The sequence below is a fragment of the Evtepia gabavorous genome (assembly GCF_003425665.1).
GTDB lineage: Bacteria > Bacillota > Clostridia > Oscillospirales > Oscillospiraceae > Evtepia > Evtepia gabavorous.
Map to the genome: position 1 here is coordinate 154,626 of NZ_QQRQ01000001.1, position 21,197 is coordinate 175,822.

Below are 21,197 nucleotides of genomic sequence, written 5' to 3' on the forward strand. Positions count from 1 at the left end.
AAGAAAAAGCAAGTGTTCCCTTGAAATTCGTGGGGATTGCAGGTATAATAAAAATGTATTGGTCTGCATTTTCACAATGCAGAGAGAAAGAAAACCATGTTGCTCCCTCACGCCATGGGGAGGGCAGGGCGCGCCCAAAGGGCGCGGAGAAAGGAAAGGAATGTTATGAGCAAGCCAGTATACATTACCGCCGACAGCACCTGTGACCTGACGCCGGCGTTGTTGGAGCGGTTCCATGTGAAGACCATTCCTCTTCACATTGTCTTGGGAGAGGAGAACTACTTAGATGGGGTGGATTTTACCCAGGAAATGATCTATGAGCGATATGCCAAGGACAAGGTGCTTCCCCGGACAGCTGCGGTGAGTCCCCAGGAGTTTACAGACTTCTTCACGCCTTTGGTAGAGGCGGGGTATGAGGTTGTGTTTCTGAGCATCAGCTCTGGCTTGTCCGGGACGTATCAGAATGCGGTCATTGCGGCCCAAGATCTGCCTGGAGTCTACCCGGTGGACTCCCTTCAGCTGACCACTGGTATGGGAGAGATGGTGCTGGCGGCATGTGAAATGCGGGATGAGGGAAAAGACGCAGCCTCCATTGCCCAGGCGATGCAGGACCTTATTGGCAGGGTCAATGTCAGTTTTGTCATTGATACGCTGGAGTACATGTGGAAAGGTGGGCGCTGCACCGGCGTCACCGCGTTTGGCGCGAATCTTTTGAATCTAAAGCCCTGTATTGAGATGCGAAATGGAAAGCTGGAGGTCTGCAAGAAATACCGGGGCAACATCGAAAAGGTATATGAGAAGTATATTGCGGAGCGCCTGAAGGGAAAAAAGGTGGACCCCAGGTACATTTTTATCACCACTTCCAACGCGCCCACACCGGAGCTGGCAGCACGGTTGGAGAGCGCGGTTCGCAAAGCGGTCCCCGAGGCGCAGGAGATCTTTTTCACCCGGACGGGCTGTACGGTAACCTCTCACTGCGGACCTGGCACCATGGGGGTTCTTTTCCTGGAGGCCTAAGGACAGCATTCACACTTTTGTTACAGTTTTGTTAAACTTTTGTTTTTTCTTGCAATGATTGGGAAGATATGTTATACTGTACCTGTCGATAGTGGAAGCATGCGAAATTTAAGAACCACGAGGTGAGTCTACTATGCAGCACATCTTATGCTCGAAGGGGCGGGGAAAGCGGCTTGGCGCACTGGTGATGACGCTGGTGATGGTATTCTTTGCCATGACAGCGGCACTGCCCGCAGCGGAGGCTGTGACCCAAAAGGACATTGACAATTTGAAGTCTCAGGCAGCCAGCCTGAAGGAACAAAAGTCTGATATCCAGAAGAAGCTGGACAAGCTGTCCAATTCGAAGAATTCGGCGCTGGACCAGAAGTTTTTGCTGGAGGAGAAGATCAATGTTCTGCGGGAGCAGATCGCCCTTTCTGAGCAGTCCATCCAGGAGTATGGTAAGCAGATCGATCAGAAGGAGGAGGAATTGGCCGCTGCCAAAGAGGAAGAGGCCAAGTACTACGATGAATTCTGTGAGCGGGTCCGCAGCATGGAGGAGCGGGGCAACGTGTCCTATTGGGCCGTTCTCTTCAATGCCAACAGCTTTTCGGACCTGCTGGACCAGATCAACGCCATCTCTGAAGTGATGGATTACGACAACGAGGTCATGGACAATCTGGCCGCCGCCCGTCAGGCGGTAGCTGATGCCAAGGCTGAGCTGGAGGAGAGCAAAGCTGCCGAAGAGAGTGCAAAGGCTGACCTGGAGACACAGAAGGCCGACCTGGTGAAAGAGCAGGCCAGCGTGGAGGCAACCATTCAGGAGATTACCAGTCAGTCCTCTGTCTATGCGCAGAAGATGGACGAGCTGGAGGATGATTCCGCCAGCGTCTCCAGTCAGATTGCCCAGGCGGAAAAGACCTATCAGGCTCAAATCGCGGCCCAGAAGAAGGCGGAGGAAGAGGCTGCCCGGAAAAAGGCAGAGGAGGAAGCGAAGAAGCAGCAACAGCAGCAGAATCAGAACAACTCCAATTCTAACTCCAACTCCAAACCTTCCGGTGGCGGTGGCACGGCCGGTTCCGGCGGCTACCTGTGGCCGTTGTCGGGGTATACCCGGGTGTCTTCTCCCTTTGGCTATCGAAACTGTCCCTTCCACGGGCAGGAGCTCCACGGTGGCTGTGATATTCCCGCCCCCTATGGCACGCCCATCAAGGCGGCCAAGAGCGGCGTGGTCATCATTTCCACCTACGGCTCTTCCTATGGCAACTATGTGACCATTGCCCACAGTGATGGCTCCCGTACGATGTATGCCCATCAGTCCCAGCGGGCGGTGTCCGCAGGACAGACGGTATCTCAGGGTGAGGTCATTGGTTACGTAGGTTCCACCGGCAGTTCGACCGGAAACCATTTGCACTTTGAGCTTTGGCTCAACAGCTCCAGCAGCAGCCGGGTCAACCCCGTCGCTTACTGTTTCTAAGAGCAAACCGACAAAGAGCGGACCGCCCAGTCTGGGCGGTCCGCTTATATTTTTGGTACGAAAGGACATCCTATCCAAGCTGTATAAAGAGAAAGCTCCCTGGACAGGAAGAGACAAGGGAGCTGAATTTTACGGTTTCTCCACGGATAACACCGTGAGGACCCCGTCCTGGACGGAAAACTTTACCTCAAGTCCCCCGAAGGCCATGCCATAGACCCGTGTGGGGTCTTCCTGGTAGGAAGGACGGGGGTCTTGGGCCAGCACGCCCCGCAGGGCGGCCTGTTTCTCAGGGGGGACCTTTTTCAGAAGGTCTTCTGGAAAGCGGACTGTGAGATGATATCCCTCGTAGTCAGCGGTAAAGCCGCTGGAGGCCTGGGGATGGGCATCGGTATAGGGGAGGTATGGCTTGATGTCAAAAATAGGGGTCCCATCCATGAGATCTGCCCCGGCCACGTGAAGGACAGGACCCAAGGTTGGGTGCTGTACAATTCCTTTCAGCCGGACTGAGGACAGACCAATGGGGTTGGGACGGAAGGGGGAACGGGTGGCGAAGACCCCCATTCGGGTATTTCCTCCCAGGCGGGGCGGACGGACCGTCGGGGACCAATGCGGACGAATGGCCTGGGAAAAGGACCAAATCAGCCATAGGTGGGAAAACCCCTCCAAGCCGCGCAGGGCATCCGGGTTTCGATATTCTGGCTCAAACACGACGGTGGCTTCAAGGTCTTCCACCAGGCCGCTTTGCCGTGGAATCCCGAACTTTGTGGGAAAGGCACCATGCAGAGTGGCGATGATTTTCATGGGAATGGAGCTTTGCATAACACACCTTCAATCGTTGAAAAATGGGAAGGATTCTTCCCTTAGTATACTAATTGGCCCGGCCCGATGCAAGAAAATAGTTCAAAAAGAGGAGAAAACCACACCCGCTGCTTGCTCCCAGAAAAAACCATGCTATAATAGGGAGAAAAAAGAGATTGCCTGGCCTCCAAGGGATTTGGGGCCGAAAGCAAAGGAGAAGGAATAACATGAGCAAGATCATCACCGCGGCCCAGGCAGCGGCGCTTGTGAAGGATGGCTGTACGCTGACCACCACGGGCTTCAACGGGTTCGGCTGCCCAGAGGACCTGATCATGTCCCTGGCCGCTCACTATGACCAGACTGGACATCCCAAAGATGTGACGCTGGTGAAGTGTACCAGCCAAGGGGATGGACAGGGCCGGGGGGTGAGTCATCTGGCGGAACGGCCTGGCATGTTCAAGGAACTCATTCTCTCCCACATGGGATATGATCCAGGCCTGCGGAAACTGGTTCAGGAGGAACGGGTGGCCTGCTTTATGCTGCCGCTGGGAAACTTGATGCAGCTCTTCCGGGCCATTGCGGGAGGCCTTCCCGGCGCCATTGCTACCACGGGACTGGGGACCTTTGCCGACCCGAGAAATGGCGGCGGCAAGGCCAACCAACGGGCCCGGGACACCGGGAAAGAGGTGGTTTCTCTGGTGGAATTGGGCGGCAAAGAGTGCCTGTTTTATCCGTCCTTCCCCATTGATGTCTGCTTTATTCGGGCGACCTATGGGGATGAGGCGGGCAACCTGTCCATTCAGAACGAGGCCATGAATATTGAGCAGTTCGAGGTGGCCGCTGCGGTCCACAACTCCGGAGGAATTGTCATTGCCCAGGTTGATCGGGTGGTCAAGCAGGGGAGCATCCCCGCCAAAGAGGTTTTGATCCACGGATTTATGGTGGATTACCTGGTGGAAGGCCGGCCGGAGTACAGTATGCAGAGCTTTGAGACAGATGCGTTTCGTCCTGAAATTGCCGGCCTTGCCAGCATTCCCGCGGTGGGGTTTGACCCGCTGCCCATGGGACCGCGGAAAATCTGCTGCCGCCGGGCGGCCATGGAGCTGCGTCCGAACTCTCTGATCAATTTGGGCATTGGCATGCCGGGCGGCATTGGTTCTGTGGCGGAGGAGGAGGGACTCACGGACCTATTTACGTTGTCTCTGGAGTGCGGTCCTCTGGGAGGGATTCCGCTGGGAGGGATTGACTTTGGCGCGACCATCAATCCGGAGGCCATGTACCGGATGGCGGATATTCTGCAGCTTTACGATGGCGGCGCACTGGATATGGCAGTGCTGGGCTTTGCCGAGGTGGACCGCTTGGGGAATGTCAATGCCCACAGCTTCAACAACCGTATGGTGGGAGCGGGGGGCTTTATCGACATCACGCAGAACGTCAAAAAGCTCTGCTTCATTGGAACCTTTACTGCGGGGAAGCAAACTGTGAAAATGAAGGGGGATGGCCTCTCCATTCACACCCAGGGCCCCCAGAAAAAGTTCTTGCACCAGGTGGAGGCCATTACCTTCTCAGGACGGGAGGCTGTGCGCAAGGGGCAGGAAGTTCTCTACATCACAGAACGGGCGGTATTTCGTCTGGAGCAGGAGGGGCTTACCCTGGTGGAGATTGCCCACGGCGTGGACCTCCAGCGGGATATTTTGGATCAGATGGAGTTTAAGCCGGTGATCCCGGAATATGTTCGGTACATGGACCCCCGACTGTTTCGGGAGGGACCCATGGGCCTCACTCCAGAGCAGATGGAGATGCTGGACCCTGAATATGAATTCTGGCGGGACCTCCGGCCCGGTGGAGAGGGCGGAGAGAGCCGCGGATGAGAAGGAGTCATTATGCTGCAGGAAATTGCACCCAAACAATATCATGTGGAGTTTGCGTTCCGTGCCCCAAAGGAAAGCGGCCGCTGCGTTGTGTTTCGTGGAATGGAGATTTTGGAGCGGCTGCAGGATGGCCAGTTGTTTCTGCCTACCTACGGGGAACTTCAGGATCGGGTGGCAGAGTGCTGCTATCTCTTCCGCATTGATGAGGAGGAGTATTATCTCACAAGCCTGCAGGAAACGGCCTCTGTGCCGGAGGGATATGGCTGGTGGAGTCTCCGAGAGAGCCGGGCAAAGAAAGCCCGGGACCTGCATTTTGCAGAGACCACGGCCTACCATCTCTCCGTTTGGTACCGGGACAATCGCTTCTGTGGACGGTGTGGGAAAAGAACCCAGCCGGACCGCAAGGAGCGCATGCTTCGCTGTCCGCACTGCGGAAATTTGATTTATCCGAAAATAGCCCCGGCCATTTTGGTGGCGGTGACCCATGGAGACAAGCTGCTGATGACCCGTTACCAGGGGAGAGCCTACAAGGGATATGCGCTGATCGCGGGATTTACCGAGATCGGGGAGACCGCGGAGGACACGGTGCGACGGGAAGTGATGGAGGAGGTGGGGCTCCGAGTCAAGGACATTCGTTACTATGGCAGCCAGCCCTGGGGCATGGACTCCAATTTGCTGATGGGCTTTTATGCCCGTCTGGATGGGGAGGCTGAGATTCACATGGACCGGCAGGAGCTGTCCCAAGCAGGATGGTACCGCCGGGATGAGATTTCGTTGCGGCCGGATGGGTACAGCCTGACCAATCACATGATCCAGGCCTTTCTGCGGGGAGACTGGCAGTAAAACTGGATAAGCTGTGGGTACAGCAAGGAGACACTGTGTAAAACAGTGTCTCCTTTTGTGTTTCTGAAGGATAGGAAACTATGTTCCCTCCGGTGCGGTAAAAAGCTGCCCTTACCCAATCCACTGCCCAAACAACCAGGAACTGGGCCAGATCAGCACCAGAGCGGGGAGAAGATTGACCGCACTGATGTGCTTGATCTGTGCAATGCTCAGACCCAGGACCAAGGTGAGCAGTCCGCCCACGGCGACAAAGTCCTGAAGCATGGCTTCGGTGGTTAGAGGCAGGATAAACCGGGCGCCATAGAAGCAGGCACACAAAATCAAAAATTGCGGCAATACAATGAGATTCATTGCCCGCCCGAGGGTGGTGGCGAATAGGGTAGCGGCGAAGATATCCATTACCGCTTTGGAGAGAAGGATGGTGAAGTCGCCGGAGATCCCTTCGTTGATGGCACCAAAAATATTGGTTCCACTGGCGCAGAATGTGACGGTGACAATCAGGTAGAAGCGCATATAAACTTCTTTGTCGCCGTGAATTTGGAACCGCAGCCTCTCCAAAATCCGCTGAAAGAGCGATTTGATTTTGTCATCTAAATTGACAGCTTCCCCGATCAGTCCGCCCAGAATAAAGGCCAGGATCACAGCGGGCAGAGAGTGCAGCTTTACCACAGAGGTGATGCCGATGGCAATGGCAGAGAGGCCGAAAATTACGTTCATCGGCTGGTTGATCCGCGCGGGGATGTGATTTTTGATGGCGCTGCCCAAGTTGGTTCCCAGCAGGACGCACAGGCAGTCCAAGATAATTCCTTTTGGCACCATAGCAATTCTCCTTCCTGTGGGCCTGCCATTTGACAAAGCCCAAAAAGATGGAGCATTTTAACATATCGCACCCATGTGCGTCAAGAAGGATCTTTTATAGAGGCGAAAATGGGAGAGGCAGTCGATCGAAAAGGGAAAGCGGGAGGCAGATTGCCTTATTGGGGGGAGGAGACAAGTATTTTCTACAATTTGTCCCGATAAATTGATGTGGAATCTTGCAACTTTTTGTCACAGCCATTATAATAGACTGCGAATCATGGCCATAGCGTGGCCGAGAAAAGAGAGGAAAGTAGGTGACGGCATGGAGAATGCTCCGCAATATGTGATTGAGATGCTTCACATCACCAAGGAGTTTCCGGGAATTAGGGCCAATGACGACATCACACTCCAGCTGAGGAAAGGGGAGATCCATGCGCTGTTGGGGGAAAACGGCGCAGGGAAGTCGACGCTGATGTCTATCCTCTTTGGGATGTATCAGCCAGATGCTGGAGAGATCCGCAAGGATGGAAAACCAGTGACCATCCAAAACCCCAACGATGCCACGGCCCTGGGCATTGGTATGGTGCATCAGCATTTTAAGCTGATTGAAGTCTTTACGGTGTTGGATAATATTATTTTGGGGGCGGAGGACACCAAGCTGGGGTTCCTGAAAAAGAAAGAGGCGCGCCGGAAGGTGATGGATCTCTCCCAGCGGTATGGTTTGAAAATTGACCTGGACGCCAAGGTAGAAGACATTACGGTGGGGATGCAGCAGAGAGTGGAAATCCTGAAGATGCTCTACCGGGACAATGAAATTCTGATTTTCGACGAGCCCACCGCAGTGCTCACGCCCCAGGAAATTGATGAGCTCATGCAGATTATGAAAAGCTTAGCTGCAGAGGGAAAGTCCATTCTGTTTATTTCCCATAAACTGAATGAGATTATGACGGTGTCTGACCGGATTACGGTTTTGCGTAAGGGGAAGTACATTGGTACGGTGGAGACCAAGGACACCGACAAACAGGCGCTGTCCAACATGATGGTGGGACGTCCAGTTCAGCTGGAGGTCAATAAGTCGGAGGCGAAACCGGGGGAGGTGGTTCTCCAAGTAAAAGAACTTCGGGTCCCCTCCAAGCTGCATAAGAAAGACGCGGTGCAGGGGGTCAGCTTTTCGGTTCGGGCCGGGGAAATCGTCTGCCTGGCGGGAATTGACGGCAATGGACAAAGTGAGCTGATCTATGGGCTCACCGGGCTGGAAAAGTGCTCTGGCGGCTCGATTACCCTGTGTGGGGAAGAAATTTCCCATACCTCCATCCGAAAGCGGCTGAAGAACATCAGCCATATTCCAGAAGACCGGCACAAGCACGGCTTGGTACTGGATTTTACGCTGGAGCAAAATATGGTTCTCCAACGGTTTCAGGAGCCTAAATTCCAAAAGTTTGGGTTTATTAAGCAGGACGCGGTGCGTTCCTATGCGGAGGTCTTGATTGACCAGTACGATGTACGCAGCGGCCAAGGTCCCATTACGGTGGCCCGAAGCATGTCCGGCGGCAATCAGCAGAAGGCCATTATTGCCCGGGAAGTGGACCGGGACAAACCCTTGATTGTGGCGGTGCAGCCCACCCGCGGTCTGGACGTAGGCGCCATTGAGTATATCCACAGCCAGCTGGTGGCGGAGCGGGACAGAGGGAAGGCGATTTTGCTGGTTTCCCTGGAGTTGGATGAGGTGATGAGCCTGTCCGACCGAATTCTGGTCCTCTACGAAGGGGAGATTGTGGGAGAGCTGGACCCCAAGAAGACCAATATACAGGAGCTGGGCCTCTATATGGCCGGTGCCAAGAGAGCGGAGAAAGGGGGCGGCACGGAATGAAACCACGGATGTCTGGACTGATGAAGAAGGAGGCCACCCGATCTATTTTAGCCTCCATTCTCTCCATCATCATTGGGCTTGTGGTGGGCTGTGTCATTATCTTGATTGTGGGGATGACCAGCGATACCCTCTCTCCCTCCAGTGCGTGGGATGGAATCCGGCTGATTTTTGGCGGCCTGTTCAGCACAGGCCGGGATGCAGCGGGAGCCTTGACCTTTGGATTTAACCCCACTAACATCGGGAACATGCTTTTCCGGGCGACGCCTTTGATCCTGACAGGACTCTCCGTGGCGGTGGCTTTCAAGACGGGCCTGTTCAATATCGGCGCCCCGGGACAGTATCTGATGGGCACCATGGTGACCCTGATGCTGGCGCTGGGCATCCCTTCCGAGGTGGTCCCTGCGTGGCTGATTTGGATCATTGCCTTTGTGGGCGGCTGTTTGGCCGGTGCGGTTTGGGGAGCGATCCCTGGGCTCTTGAAGGCGTTTCTCAATATCAATGAGGTGCTGGCTTGTATCATGACCAACTGGTTGGCAGCCAACCTGGTTACCTGGATGTTCGACATCAGCAATTTCAAAAACGTGGTGGAGAATACCAAGTCGGGATACATTTATAAGACCACCTTCAACGGTGTGGCAACGCCCAAGATGGGATTGGATCATCTCTTCCCCAATTCCCAAGTCAACATGGGGATTGTCATTGCCATTCTCATCGCCATTCTCATGTACATCATCATGAGCAAAACGACCCTGGGCTACCAGCTCAAAGCCTGCGGTGCCAACCGTCACGCTGCCCGGTATGCCGGGATTCAGGACAGACGGAATATTGTGCTGTCCATGGCCATTGCCGGCGCGCTGGCGGCGGCGGGTGCTTCCTTGTATTATCTGTCTGGAAACACGGAGTTTTATTGGTCCACCTATCAGTCCCTGCCCAGCACGGGATTCAATGGCATTCCCGTGGCGCTGCTGGCGGTGAACAATCCCATTGGGGTTATTTTCACAGGCTGCTTCATGTCCATGCTGGATATTTCGGGACTCCAGCTGACCAATTTGACGGCGTATAATGAGTATATTACAGACGTTATTATCGCCACCATCGTCTATCTGAGCGCGTTCTCGCTGGTGATCAAAATGTTCATCAGCGGACGGAAAAAGCGGAAAGCCAAAGCCTCTCTTGCGGCGGCTTCAGATTCCGGCGGAGCTGAAACGCCGCCTGCAGGGACGAAGCCGGAGAAAGGAGGCGAGGGCGCATGACCTTTTTGGTACAGCAGACACTAATCTACGCGGTTCCCCTGATGATTGTGGCGTTGGCCGGCGTCTTCGCGGAACGAAGCGGCATCATCAACCTGGCCCTGGAAGGCATCATGATTTTTGGCGCGTTTATAGGCGTCCTTTTCGTGCGGACCATGCAAGGATCGGAGGTTTTCGCAGCGGCCAAGGCAGCGGGAGATTACGCCACCCTGCAGGGGCTGGAAATCATGGCGATGGTGGTGGCGGCGCTTCTGGGGGCGATTTTTTCTCTGCTTCTGTCGTTTGCCTCCATCAACCTGCGGGCGGACCAGACCATCGGCGGTACGGCGCTGAACCTGATGGCGCCCGCCCTGGTGCTCTTCTTCATCCGTATTATCGCCAACCAGAATACCCTGCAAATGGCGGACGGAGATGCTGCCAGCTGGTTCATGATCAAAAAGACCATGTTTGGATATGGACGGATGGAGGACATGGGCCCCTTGGGGGAGACCTTCATCAACCGAACCTATCTGGCCACTTACCTGTGCATCCTTCTTTTCCTTGTTTTGGCGGTCCTGCTGTATAAGACCCGGTTTGGTCTGCGGCTGCGTGCCTGTGGTGAGAATCCCCAGGCGGCGGATTCTTTGGGCATCAACGTGTACAAAATGCGGTATGCCGGCACCACCATCTCGGGCGCTCTGGCGGGAATGGGGGGCTTTGTCTATTCCTTGACCACGGCCAACTGCACCGCCAACGGGGACGTGGCTGGGTTTGGCTTCTTAGCCCTGGCGGTTATGATTTTCGGCAACTGGAAACCGCTGAACATTGCTGGGGCCTCTCTCCTGTTCGGCCTGTTTAAGTGTATCGCGGCCAGCTATTCCAGCATTGATATCAACGGGGACGGGGTTTACCTGTTGGCGGACCTGGGAATCAGCGCCCACTTCTATCGGATGCTGCCGTATCTGATTACCCTGATCGTTTTGGCCTTCACCTCGAAAAATTCCCGTGCGCCCAAGGCGGAAGGCATTCCCTACGATAAGAGTACCCGTTAAACCCTTTCGCGCCGCCTGGTACCAGGCGGCGCGTCTTTTATCAGGAAAGGTTTCACGATATTTTACAAACCAAATAGAAATGAGAGGAGTGGAACAGGGATGAAGTCCTTGTTGGTGGTTGTCGATATGCAGAGAGATTTTGTCTCCGGCCCATTGGGGACGAAGGAGGCGCAAAACATTCTGCCCGCAGTGGTTCGCCGTATCCAGGAATTCCAAGGGGATGTGGTTTATACCCGAGACACGCATAACGGGAATTATTTGCAGACCCAGGAGGGGCAGCAGCTTCCGGTGGTCCATTGCGTGCAGGGGACCCCAGGTTGGGAGATTGTGCCAGAAGTGCGGGACGCGGGGAAGGGAAAGACCGTGGCGGTCATCGACAAACCGACGTTTGGGTCGGTGGCCCTCTGTGATTTTGTGGAGGCCGGCGGATACACGGCGGTAGAATTGGTGGGCCTGTGTACCGACATCTGTGTGATCTCCAACGCCCTTTGTCTGAAAGCACGATTGTGGGAGATTCCAATTTCTGTTCGGGTTTCCTGCTGCGCAGGTGTTACGCCGGAAAGCCACGAAAATGCCCTTGCCGCCATGAAGATGTGTCAAATCCATCTGGTGTGACTGGGGTAAGGGAGGAAACCGTTGTGGAGAAAGAAATTCTTCTCTTTGGAGGGCTGCTGCTGGACCACTATTTTTCCGTTGATCGGTGGCCGCAGCGGGGACAGGATGGATATGTTGTTGGGCAGGCGCGCTTTGTCGGCGGATGTGCCGCCAATATGGCAGTGACCATCCACAACTTAGGCGGGCATCCCCACGTGGTGTCCTGCGTGGGCAGTGACCGGTCGGGGGAGACCATCCAGCGCTATTGGAGAGAGCACGGCCTGTCTCAGCGATTCATTTTAGAGACCGAAGGGGAGACCGGAAGCTGCTTGGTTTTTTCTGAGCCGAATGGGGAGCGCACTTTTTTGACCCGGAAGGGGGTGGAACTCTCTTTTCCGGCTGACTTGGCGGAAGCGGTGCTTTTGTGCGAGCCGGCGTGGGCGGGGGTAACGGGATACTATCTTCTGGGGGAGGAGGGGCCGCAGATCCTTTCTTGCCTGGAGCGTCTTCACAGAAGAGGGACGCGCATTCTCTTTGATCCCAGTCCCTTGGCAGGGGACATTGCTCCCGCACTTCGCAAGAGAATTTTGGCGATCAGCGATGTGCTGACCCCCAGTGAAAAGGAATTGGACGCGCTTGGCGGGCATGAAGGGGGGGAGCGGCTGGTCCAGGCTGGCAAAACGGTTGTTTGGAAGCAGGGGGCACGGGGCGGTGTGGTACAGGCACCAAGGGAGAGATTTTCCTACGAGGCAGAACCCTGTCTTTCGGTGGATACCACTGGGGCGGGAGACAGCTTTTCAGGTGCGCTGCTGTACGCCCTGGCACAGGGTGGTACCCTCCGAGAGGGCATTGTGCTGGCGGCCCGGTGTGCGGCCAAGACAGTGGAACTTCGCGGCCCCCATGGATTTTGGAAGAAGAGAGACGGTTTCTCTCTTTGAAAATAAGCAAAAAAGCCCTAAGGGATGGCCGAAATGGTCGGTTATCCCTTAGGGCTTTTCGGTACGATGGAAGCCTTCTGAATGGTTTGAATTTCTTGTTGCAGGCGGGAGAGGAATTGTGCGGCAGGAACACCGTCCAACTGTGTGTGATGGAACTGAAAAGAGAGCAGCAGGGTACGTTTGAGAAAGCCCTTTTTATACTTCCCCCAGATGAGAAAGGGATTGTTGTAAAAGCCGGCATAGAGATTCACAGCGCCATCAATGTCATACTGAGAAAGGGCAGAGGTGCCGATCACCATGTATTCTTCCGCCAGGTTATACGCCTCTCCCGTGTCGTGTACACGCCGTGTCAGATTCAGATAGTCCTGCTGGAATTGGGAGAGGTCTGTGGAGAAGGGAATGTCACAGGTGCTGATTGCGTGATCTGCGGTGGGCACCACTGTGCTGATGGCCAGTTTGTCGTATTGGATCAATTTTTGGTCCACCGGCAACAGGTAAAACGCTTCGGTTTGTGAGGCGGCTCTTCCAATACACCAACACAGCAGCATGTGGAACTTGCAGCCCGTTCTGCGGCTGTATCTGACCAAAGGCGTGACATCAAGCGTTTTGAATAGGGTAATCATCGGCATGGGCGCATGCATCCAGAGGGAGAATGCTGCGGCGCGTTTGGTTTGCGTGGGATCAATTTCTTGGATCATGGGGCCTCCTTTTTGCTGAAATGTACGGAATGTTTGTGCAGAGGCGTCAAAAGTAGAAAAGCTCTTCAAATTTTTTGTCCAGAGCGATACAAAGGATCAACGCCAATTTCGCGGTGGGGTTAAACTGCCCGGTTTCAATGGAACTGATGGTGTTTCGTGACACGCCAACCAGCTGCGCCAAAGCGGACTGTGACAGCTTTTTCTCTGTGCGGGCTTCTTTCAGCCGATTTTTCAGGATCAATGCGTCTTTCATAAAATCACTCCAATCGGCCAAGTTTTCTTGGAGTATAGTATACCTGTGCACAGTTTTCTTGTCAATGTTTTTTCAGGGCCTTTGTTGTTCAATGAAATGGGGACTTCACCGAAGAAAAATGGGAGAAGCTTTCTGTTTTTCACAAAAATTTCAAAAGAATTCTTGACGGAACCGGATAATATGCTTTACTATGATAAAATAGAATGCCATTTTTGGCCATTGTATACCGCAAAGATGTTTTTCAGAGAGGATGTGAGGGAATGGAGAACTATGGTGTGCTGAGCTTATTGCCGGTAGCGGTGGTGATTGTCCTGGTGTTTTTGACCAAGCGGACGACGGTCTCCCTTTTGGCGGGAACGTTGGTGGGGGCGGTGATGCTCTACGGGGTCCACTTTGCCAAACCGTGGCTGGAGGTGGTCTACGGGGTCATGGGCAGTGAGCTGTGGATTTGGCTGGTGCTGGTCTGCGGCTTTTTCGGCAGCCTGGTGGCGTTGTTTGAGGCCTCCGGGGGGATCTATGGCTTTACCGACATCGCTGCTAAAATCTGCAAAGGGGAGAAACGAACGCTGCTCGCCGGCTGGCTGTTGGGGATTGTCACCTTTGTGGATGACTGGCTGTCCATCCTCTCTGTGGGCACAGCAATGCGGCGGGCCACGGACCGGTTTCACATTCCCCGGGAAATGCTGGCCTTTCTCAGCAATGCCACGGCGTCTTCTATCTGTGTGATTGTTCCCACCTCTACCTGGGGTGTTTTTATGATCAGCCAGTTGGTGGCAACTGGCGTTTGTCCGTCGGAGGCTGGGATGGCGACCTTTGTGGCCACGCTGCCGTTTTTGTTTTATCCATTTGCGGCGCTTCTCTGCGGACTTCTCTACGGGGTGGGGGTTCTGCCCAAATTTGGCCCCATGCGAAACGCATACACGTTGGCGCAACAGAGGGAAGTCCCGGTGGAGCAGACAGAGGAGAGCAGCGGAAAGAAACCCAAGGCACGGAACTTTTTGCTTCCGGTGATTCTGGTCACTGGGATCACCATTGCCACAGGGGAGATTCTATATGGGACGTTGGCCAGTTTGGTGTTCTGCGCCCTTCTGTATCTTCCGCAGAGGCTTATGAGCCCGGGAAAATATTTGGATACCATCCTGACCGGATTCAAGGACATGATAGGGGTTTTGTTTATTGTGACCAGTGCCTTTATTCTCCGGGATATTAACAGTCTCTTGGGAATGCCAGAGTTTGTCATCGGAATGGCAAAGACGGCCATGAGCCCGCAGGTTCTCCCCGTGGCGGCGTTTTTGATTGTTACCCTCCTGGCGGTGGCGGCGGGAAACTTTTGGGGGGTCTGCGCCCTCTCCTTTCCGGTGATCATCCCCATCGCGCAGGCATTGGATACCAATGTGCTGCTCACGGCTGGAGCAATCATTTCCGCCACGGCGGCGGGGTCCCACCTTTGTTTCTTTGGGGCGGAGGCCACATTGGCCTGCTCCTCCACGGGGATTGAAAATGTTCGTTACGCCCAGACTTCCGTTCCGATGCTGGTGATCCCCGTGGGGATCAGCATCCTTTTGTATTTAGCGGCGGGGTTTTTCATTGGATAATACAAAAAGCCAGGGCAGTTTGGCCCTGGCTTTTTGAGAAATTACAGCCGTTTCCATAGGGGAATCCGCGTGTCAAAGGAGACAGAAAGTGCCCCTTTGTCCTTTAACCAGGACAGGTACGAGCGAACCGTGCTGCCCACCAGAACATATTGGGAGAAGTCCATGGTCAGGTGATAGAGATCGAACAATTTTTGCAGCAAATGTTCAAAGCAGATGGGCTCTTGGCACAGGGTAAGGATGTGCTCCGCCACTTGGTGGGTGTGGTCAATGTTATATTGGGCCAGAGGAGCAATGTCGTCTGTGGCCTCTGCGTGGGCGGGAACAAAGCAGTGGGCACGGAGGGTTTTGACCCGCTGCAATGTATCCAAGTAGGCCCCCACATCATAGAGAACGCCGATTTGGTATTTTGCCAAGGTCTCTTTGCTGGAGAGGCAATCGGCCAGGTAGATGACGCCGTCCTCCGTCTCGAACCCTACCATATTAAAGAAGTGGCCTGGGAGGGGAAGCATTTTCCAGCCCTTGGGCAGCACATCATCGGTGAGGTACTCGGCTTGGCTTGGCTGTGCCAGGAGGAATTTGTGGCGCAGGTCTTTGGGAGGGAACCCGCCGTACAGGTAGGAGGGCTCCAGCAGTGGATGTCGGGTCAGGGCACACTCTATGCCAGGGGCGTAAATATGGCATCCGGTCTGTTTTTGCAGGTATTGATTTCCCCCAATGTGATCGGCGTTGGAATGTGTATTGAGAATCATTTGCAGCTGCCACCCGTGTTGCTCCAAGAGCTGCCGAATTTTTCGCCCGGCGTCTTTGTCATTTCCGCTGTCAATCAGGCAGACTTGATTGTCTTGCAAAAGGGAGAGGCCAATTTTAACCGGTGCGTTGATATAGTAGCTCCGCGGCCCAACCTGAATCAGTTCATACATAATGGCGGTATCCTTTCCCGTGGAATTTTTTTCATTATAACAGAAAAAAGAAAAAAAGTCATCCGGGACAGGAAGATCGTTGACGACGTTCTACAAATGTAGTACAATACGGAGGGATGTGTTCTACTAATGTAGGAGGTGGACCATGACAAATCTATGGGGCGTTTTGCTGCAAACCTGTTCCGTTTCCCTGGTGGCCGGACTGCTTCTGGGGCTGAAAAGGGTATGGAAGCAGACCCTTTCCCCACGCTGGCAGTCTGCTTTGTGGGGAATTTTGGCGGTCCGAATTTTATTTCCGGTTACTATGACAGGAAAGTTCCTGCTTTTGCCCCTCCCTTTTTGGGTGGAGACGTTAAAAACTGTGGTTGAGGGGCACCTGTCCTCCTCCTATACGTCTTTTTACGAGATGACGCAGGTGACAGCCCCTATTCCATGGATTGCTGGCCTTCCATCCAGCGTGACAGACTGGCTGTTCCTTCTTTACAGCTTCGGGGTGGGGGTGATGCTGCTGCGGTATCTTCTTGCCTATCTCCGGCTGCGCTGCTGTCTTCGACTGGGGCATCCGGCACCATTGGAAGTCCAGAGAACCGTTCATGAAATAGGGAAGCGGTATGCTTTGCGGGTTTGCCGGGTGGTTGTTTTGCCTGGGCTTTCTTCCCCTCTGGTCTTTGGTGTGCTGCGTCCTGTGATGGTGCTGCCGGAGGGAACGGTGGATGAGGCGATGCTTCTCCATGAGCTGCTCCATATCAAGTACTGGGATGCGCTGCAAAATAGCGTTTGGTGCATTTGCCGGGCTCTGCATTGGTGCAATCCCCTGGTTCTCCTGGCTATTGACCGTGCGGAACTGGATATGGAATCCCTCTGTGACCAGCGGGTGCTGGAGCGGTTGGAGGGGGAAGCGCGGCGGGCTTACGGGTATACGCTTTTGGCTATGGCCGATGGCTGCTATTCTTGCATTCCGGGGACCACTTCCATGGCCGACGGCAGCCGAAATATCGGCCGGCGCATTGAGGTGATTGCTCGGTTCCGGCGGTATCCCAGAGGAATGGCCCTTGTGGTGGCCTGTATGATGGTTTTGCTCTTGGGAGGGACCGTGCTGGGAACAGGGAGCCAGGGAGTTCGACCGATGCTTTCCGAGGGGCAGACGGGAGGCTGGGAGAAGGCTGCGGCGTTGGCTTCGCTTCGCCTGGCACACTGCTCCACTGTGGCCGGTGCACTGGACACCTACGCGAAAGGAATGATGACAGGGGAACCCACCTACCTCGCCATAGCCTCTCCGCGAGAGGTTCGAAGAGAATGGGAGCGAGAACTCTCACGGGCACTGTATCAGGGAGAGAAGATGGAACCAATAGAAATGGGGACGGACCTTTCTGTCTATGTGCTGGACCGTGGGGAGGAAGGGAGTGTCCCTATCTATACGGGACAAAGCACGGATATCTCTTTGCAGGGAAATGCGGAGATGTATACGATCCACAATCTCCGGGAGGAACCAGACGGGACGATGACAGCGCAGCTGTTGTTCTCGTTGGAGGACCTGGATGGAATGGAACCATCGGAGGGCAGTTCAGGTGTTCTGCGCTATGGAGTGCGGATCATGCCAGAGGAAGGTTGGGTGGTAGAAGGGACAGGACTGCGGGAACTTTATTTGGGGGACTTGGCCCGGGAGAATATGTCGGGAGTTTTTCTGGATGTTGCGGTCTATCCCGGCGGCCGGACGCAGAGGGCGGAGGGGGTATATGGTACGGTGACGCGGAGGACGCTGACGGAACACCATATTCTGACAGAGGGAGAGGAAGCCGAGGGATTCTTTGGAAATGCCTGGGATTCCTCCGAACTGGTGCCGGATCTGGATGCGGTGTTTGACAAAGTGAACGAGTCCAGTGTGACGACCTGTGTGTTCCGGCGCTGGGAGGAGACGGATTCAAACCGGGTCGATGCGGGACTCCAAGTAGCGAACCGAAGAGAGTACGGAGGAGTGCCCGACTTCCCAGAGACACTTTTGGTAGGAGAAGGTGGCTGGGGAACGGAGTTTGGTTCGGAAACAGGGGACTATAAGCGGTCCGTCTACAGAAAAGATTGGGATGGTATCCTGACAGTGAGAGGAATCCACAGCTATTCAGAAAGAGAGTACCAGGCCACAGGGTTTGCCGTTCAGCTCTGGCTGGAGGGGGAACGTAAGGAGATGCTCCTTTTGAAAGAAGTGACGGAGGAAGGGGGAGTTTGAGATGATTCGATTGACAGAAGGGGAGTGGGCTATTTTAGAGGTCCTCTGGTCAGGGGAACGCTTTCCCCTGGGAGAGATTGTCTCGGCCCTGCGACCGAAGATGAACTGGCGGAGGAACACGGTGCACACTTACCTCACGCGGATGGAATCCAAGGGATTGGTGAAAATTCATCGGGAGACAGAACCCCATCAGTACGCCGCGGCTGTGAGCCGGGAAGCGTGTGCCCAGCAGGAGCGGAAACAGCTGCTGGATAAGGTATACAATGGCGCGGCGGGAGAGCTCATCGCGGCCTTTTTGAAAGAGAGCCACATGACGCAGGCGGAACGGGACCGTTTGCGGAAGCTGTTGGATGAGATGGAGGTATGATATGGAAAATATATGGAGCTTTTTGCTTCAGACCTTGTCGGTCTCTCTGATCGGGCTCTTACTGCTGGTGGTGAAGCTGCTGCTGCGGAACAGACTGTCTCCGCGCTGGCAGTACGCTGTATGGGGGGTGCTGGCGGTGCGATTGATGGTGCCTGCGTCTACCTATGGAAAGGATATTTTTCTGCCGCTCCCCCTCTGGGTGGAAACGGTGAAACTGACGGTGGAGCAGGGGTTGTCCTCGGCCTATACTGCTTTTTATGAGGCGGTGCGTGTCGTGGCGCCGGTTCCCTGGCTTTCTGGGGGGCCGGTCAGCGTGACGGATTGGCTCTTTCTCCTGTATATTCTTGGCGTCTTTGGGATGCTGGGATGGGAACTGTTCGCGTCCCTCCGGCTTCGCCGGCGATTTCAAAACGGGGAACCGGTTTCTGCACAGGAGTTCCGGCGGCTGCAGCGAATGGGGGAGCGGGAAGGGAGGACAATCTGTGCCGCTGTATTCCTTCCGCAGCTGACGTCCCCTATGGTCTGTGGTGTTTTCCACCTTGTTTTGGGTCTGCCGGCGAACAAACCCGTGGAGGAGACGGCAATTCTCCATGCGTTTCTCTATCCAACTCGTTGGAATATCCTGCAAAGTGGGTTCTGGCGGGTTTGCCGGGCGCTCCACTGGTGTAATCCTGTGATGTGGTTCTTTCTCAGGCAGGTGAACCATGATTGGGTATCCTTCTGCGATCATCAGGTGTTGGAGCGGTTACAGGAGGAGGAACAGGAGGGTTATGACCCGGGGAGGTTGACTGGGACGAGTGCCATTTTCGATGGGGAAAAGGACCTGAAAGAGCAGGCGGAGGCAGCGGAGCGGCGTTCGATTGCGCCCAAGGGAAGGACGCTTGTCGCAGTTTGTGTCACAGTGGTCTTGCTCTGCTCCTCTCTTCTGGGGACGGTGGAGAAAACAGTGGAAATTCGTCCCTGGTGGGAGGGCGATGGATCGAGGCAGGAGATGGTGGCGATTTCCCATTGCAATCCCTGCACGACGGCGGCAGGAGCGCTGGACACATATGCGAAGGGAATGATGCAGGAAAACCCGTTGTACTGCGCTATGGCCTCCCCCGAAGCGCGCCGGAAACAGCTGGAGGATGGGTTTCTCCGGGGAGAAGGACAGAAAACGGCTTCGGAAACCGTTTTGCTGTATCCGGCGGTGTCTTATGACCAGGCAGCGGAGGCGCCCGTCAAGGTACGTCTGGAAGATGGATACCGATTTGACACCGATCGAGGGTATCGTGTGCAGAACCTGAAGGAGAAGGATGGCGGCCAGACAGGACTTCTGATCCTCTACTTGTATACAGTGCCCGAGGGAAAGGAATTTGTGGAGAAGGATCGTTTCGATGACATGGAATTGACGGAGAGCTATCTTCCCAGCGGACAACTGGTATGTCCCGTCCGTGTGTGGCGGGAGGAGAACCGCTACGTGGTGGAAGAAACGGGGGAACGAGCCATTTACTTATCCTATGATATACCAAATGGGGGGGCGGAGTACTGCGAGCGAATGGTGCCGGAACTGGAAGCAGAGAAGGCAGTTGGGAAATATGGAACCATGACGGTACATCGCTGGTCTGTCTATCAGGTGGACAACGAGGAGAAGGCCGAGACCTCTGTTTGGGACTGGGAACGCGGGAGCGGTTTCTGTGAAATCCCCAAACCGGACGCAGCATTTTCGGTTATTCGATGGCCTTGGAAAGTATCCTATCAGTGTGTGGATGGCTGGCAGGACCGGGAGAACTTACAGATGGTAGGTTTGCATGTGATGCCTCTGATCGAAGAAGGAGAGCAACCGGACTTTTCGGAACTGGATGCGTATTTGGACATTTCAAATCTGAATGCGTCCGGGAGTGACAACCGTGGCGTTTCCTGGAACCATTGCAGAGTGGATGAGACCTGGGATGGTGAAGTGACCGTGGAGGGAGTTTGTGAGACGGACACGCAGGGTTTGGCCGTTCGGTTGATTTGGAATTTTGAGGAGAAAGAGAGCTTCACAATCAGAGGAGGTGTAAACGATGGACCGTAATAGGGTGGCCCGCGCTGTGGGTCTGATTGCTTGGGGATATCTCCTGCTGTGCTTCCATTTGACAGTGGGTACCATTGTTCTGGTACCAAATTGGCTTTGCTATATTTTTTTCTTAAAGGCAATGGGGGGACTGGAACCAGTTGTCCCCGCTGTGAAGCTGCTGTTTCCTCTGGGGGTGCTTCTGGGAGTCTGGGAGGGGCTGCTGTGGGGGATGTCCGCTGTGGGGATACAGGATTTTACCCTGCTGTACGGCCTTCAGCTGGTTGCCTCCGTGCTGATGATCTACTTTCATTTTCAGTTTCTGACCAATTTGGCGGAGATTGCGGCGCAGGCAATGCTTCCCCAACGCATCCCCCTTCTCTGTCTGCGCACCATCCGTACGCTGTTTACCACAGTCACGGCGCTCCCGATTGCCTGGACGGAGGTTTATCCTCTGGCGGTTGTACTTGGAATTGTCGGTGTGGTGATTGGAATTTGTACCTGCGTGGTTTTGTTTGGCCTGCGGAAAGCATTGAAAAGAGGCGGCCTGCCGCTGCAGCCGGAGATGGGAAAGTAGAAACCGAGGCGTTCTAAAAAGAACGCCTCGGTTTCTGTTTGGAATTTCTTATGAGGAGGAGA

19 protein-coding genes are annotated in these 21,197 nt (G+C 54.7%); 14 read left to right on the forward strand and 5 right to left on the reverse strand.

Going from position 1 to position 21,197, the window contains the following annotated elements:
* Nucleotides 1-165: 165 nt before the first annotated feature.
* A complete protein-coding gene (locus DV520_RS00700) occupies nt 166-1,017 on the forward strand; it encodes a DegV family protein (RefSeq protein ID WP_021919972.1) in 852 nt (283 codons plus the stop codon).
* A 133-nt stretch (nt 1,018-1,150) separates the two neighbouring features.
* Entirely contained in the window at nt 1,151-2,473 is a 1,323-nt protein-coding gene (locus DV520_RS00705) for a murein hydrolase activator EnvC family protein (protein WP_117141457.1), read from the forward strand.
* A 129-nt stretch (nt 2,474-2,602) separates the two neighbouring features.
* Here DV520_RS00705 and tsaA read toward each other — a convergent pair whose 3' ends face one another.
* Entirely contained in the window at nt 2,603-3,292 is a 690-nt protein-coding gene (gene tsaA / locus DV520_RS00710) for a tRNA (N6-threonylcarbamoyladenosine(37)-N6)-methyltransferase TrmO (RefSeq protein ID WP_021919970.1), read from the reverse strand.
* A 206-nt stretch (nt 3,293-3,498) separates the two neighbouring features.
* Here tsaA and DV520_RS00715 point away from each other — a divergent pair, with 206 nt between their 5' ends.
* Together DV520_RS00715 and nudC are read left to right on the forward strand one after the other, a co-directional pair.
* Nucleotides 3,499-5,142: an acyl CoA:acetate/3-ketoacid CoA transferase gene (locus DV520_RS00715; RefSeq protein WP_021919969.1), complete on the forward strand. Its 1,644-nt coding sequence runs from the start codon at nt 3,499-3,501 to the stop codon at nt 5,140-5,142.
* Between the two features lie 12 nt (nt 5,143-5,154).
* The gene (nudC, locus tag DV520_RS00720; protein ID WP_021919968.1) at nt 5,155-5,985 is read left to right on the forward strand and encodes an NAD(+) diphosphatase; all 831 of its coding nucleotides are present in this window, start codon (nt 5,155-5,157) and stop codon (nt 5,983-5,985) included.
* A 111-nt stretch (nt 5,986-6,096) separates the two neighbouring features.
* On the opposite strand, the gene DV520_RS00725 is transcribed toward nudC, so the two are convergent.
* Nucleotides 6,097-6,804 (reverse strand): DUF554 domain-containing protein, encoded by a 708-nt coding sequence (locus DV520_RS00725; RefSeq protein ID WP_117141458.1) that lies wholly within the window; start codon nt 6,802-6,804, stop codon nt 6,097-6,099.
* Between the two features lie 301 nt (nt 6,805-7,105).
* Here DV520_RS00725 and DV520_RS00730 point away from each other — a divergent pair, with 301 nt between their 5' ends.
* From DV520_RS00730 to DV520_RS00750, 5 genes are all read left to right on the forward strand, one after another.
* Entirely contained in the window at nt 7,106-8,653 is a 1,548-nt protein-coding gene (locus DV520_RS00730) for an ABC transporter ATP-binding protein (RefSeq protein ID WP_021919966.1), read from the forward strand.
* Nucleotides 8,650-9,906, forward strand: a complete 1,257-nt coding sequence (locus tag DV520_RS00735; protein WP_117141459.1) for an ABC transporter permease — start codon at nt 8,650-8,652, stop codon at nt 9,904-9,906. The genes DV520_RS00730 and DV520_RS00735 overlap by 4 nt, the downstream gene beginning before the upstream one ends.
* Nucleotides 9,903-10,934, forward strand: a complete 1,032-nt coding sequence (locus DV520_RS00740) for an ABC transporter permease (protein ID WP_117141460.1) — start codon at nt 9,903-9,905, stop codon at nt 10,932-10,934. Before DV520_RS00735 ends, DV520_RS00740 begins: the two co-directional genes overlap by 4 nt.
* A 99-nt stretch (nt 10,935-11,033) precedes the next feature.
* Nucleotides 11,034-11,549 (forward strand): cysteine hydrolase family protein, encoded by a 516-nt coding sequence (locus tag DV520_RS00745; protein WP_117141461.1) that lies wholly within the window; start codon nt 11,034-11,036, stop codon nt 11,547-11,549.
* Between the two features lie 23 nt (nt 11,550-11,572).
* Entirely contained in the window at nt 11,573-12,466 is an 894-nt protein-coding gene (locus DV520_RS00750) for a carbohydrate kinase family protein (RefSeq protein WP_165850000.1), read from the forward strand.
* A gap of 41 nt (nt 12,467-12,507) precedes the next feature.
* On the opposite strand, the gene DV520_RS00755 is transcribed toward DV520_RS00750, so the two are convergent.
* Nucleotides 12,508-13,164: a CatA-like O-acetyltransferase, family 2 gene (locus DV520_RS00755; RefSeq protein WP_276876880.1), complete on the reverse strand. Its 657-nt coding sequence runs from the start codon at nt 13,162-13,164 to the stop codon at nt 12,508-12,510.
* A gap of 46 nt (nt 13,165-13,210) precedes the next feature.
* Nucleotides 13,211-13,417 carry a helix-turn-helix transcriptional regulator gene (locus DV520_RS00760; RefSeq protein WP_021919961.1) on the reverse strand — a complete coding sequence of 69 codons (207 nt, stop codon included), beginning with the start codon at nt 13,415-13,417 and terminating at the stop codon, nt 13,211-13,213.
* 260 nt (nt 13,418-13,677) lie between these two features.
* On the opposite strand from DV520_RS00760, the gene DV520_RS00765 reads away from it, so the two are divergent.
* Nucleotides 13,678-15,012 carry a Na+/H+ antiporter NhaC family protein gene (locus tag DV520_RS00765; protein WP_165850001.1) on the forward strand — a complete coding sequence of 445 codons (1,335 nt, stop codon included), beginning with the start codon at nt 13,678-13,680 and terminating at the stop codon, nt 15,010-15,012.
* A 41-nt stretch (nt 15,013-15,053) separates the two neighbouring features.
* Here the strand turns inward: DV520_RS00765 and DV520_RS00770 are convergent, their stop codons facing one another.
* Nucleotides 15,054-15,932, reverse strand: coding sequence for an MBL fold metallo-hydrolase (locus DV520_RS00770; protein ID WP_117141464.1), 879 nt, complete (start codon nt 15,930-15,932; stop codon nt 15,054-15,056).
* Between the two features lie 145 nt (nt 15,933-16,077).
* Here DV520_RS00770 and DV520_RS00775 point away from each other — a divergent pair, with 145 nt between their 5' ends.
* The 4 genes from DV520_RS00775 to DV520_RS00790 are packed head-to-tail and all read left to right on the forward strand — an operon-like array spanning nt 16,078 to nt 21,135.
* Nucleotides 16,078-18,156: a M56 family metallopeptidase gene (locus DV520_RS00775; protein ID WP_117141465.1), complete on the forward strand. Its 2,079-nt coding sequence runs from the start codon at nt 16,078-16,080 to the stop codon at nt 18,154-18,156.
* A 1-nt stretch (nt 18,157) separates the two neighbouring features.
* A complete protein-coding gene (locus tag DV520_RS00780) occupies nt 18,158-18,523 on the forward strand; it encodes a BlaI/MecI/CopY family transcriptional regulator (protein ID WP_187422445.1) in 366 nt (121 codons plus the stop codon).
* 1 nt (nt 18,524) lies between these two features.
* Nucleotides 18,525-20,579: a M56 family metallopeptidase gene (locus DV520_RS00785; protein WP_165850002.1), complete on the forward strand. Its 2,055-nt coding sequence runs from the start codon at nt 18,525-18,527 to the stop codon at nt 20,577-20,579.
* Nucleotides 20,569-21,135, forward strand: coding sequence for a hypothetical protein (locus DV520_RS00790; protein ID WP_117141467.1), 567 nt, complete (start codon nt 20,569-20,571; stop codon nt 21,133-21,135). Before DV520_RS00785 ends, DV520_RS00790 begins: the two co-directional genes overlap by 11 nt.
* Nucleotides 21,136-21,197: the final 62 nt, after the last annotated feature.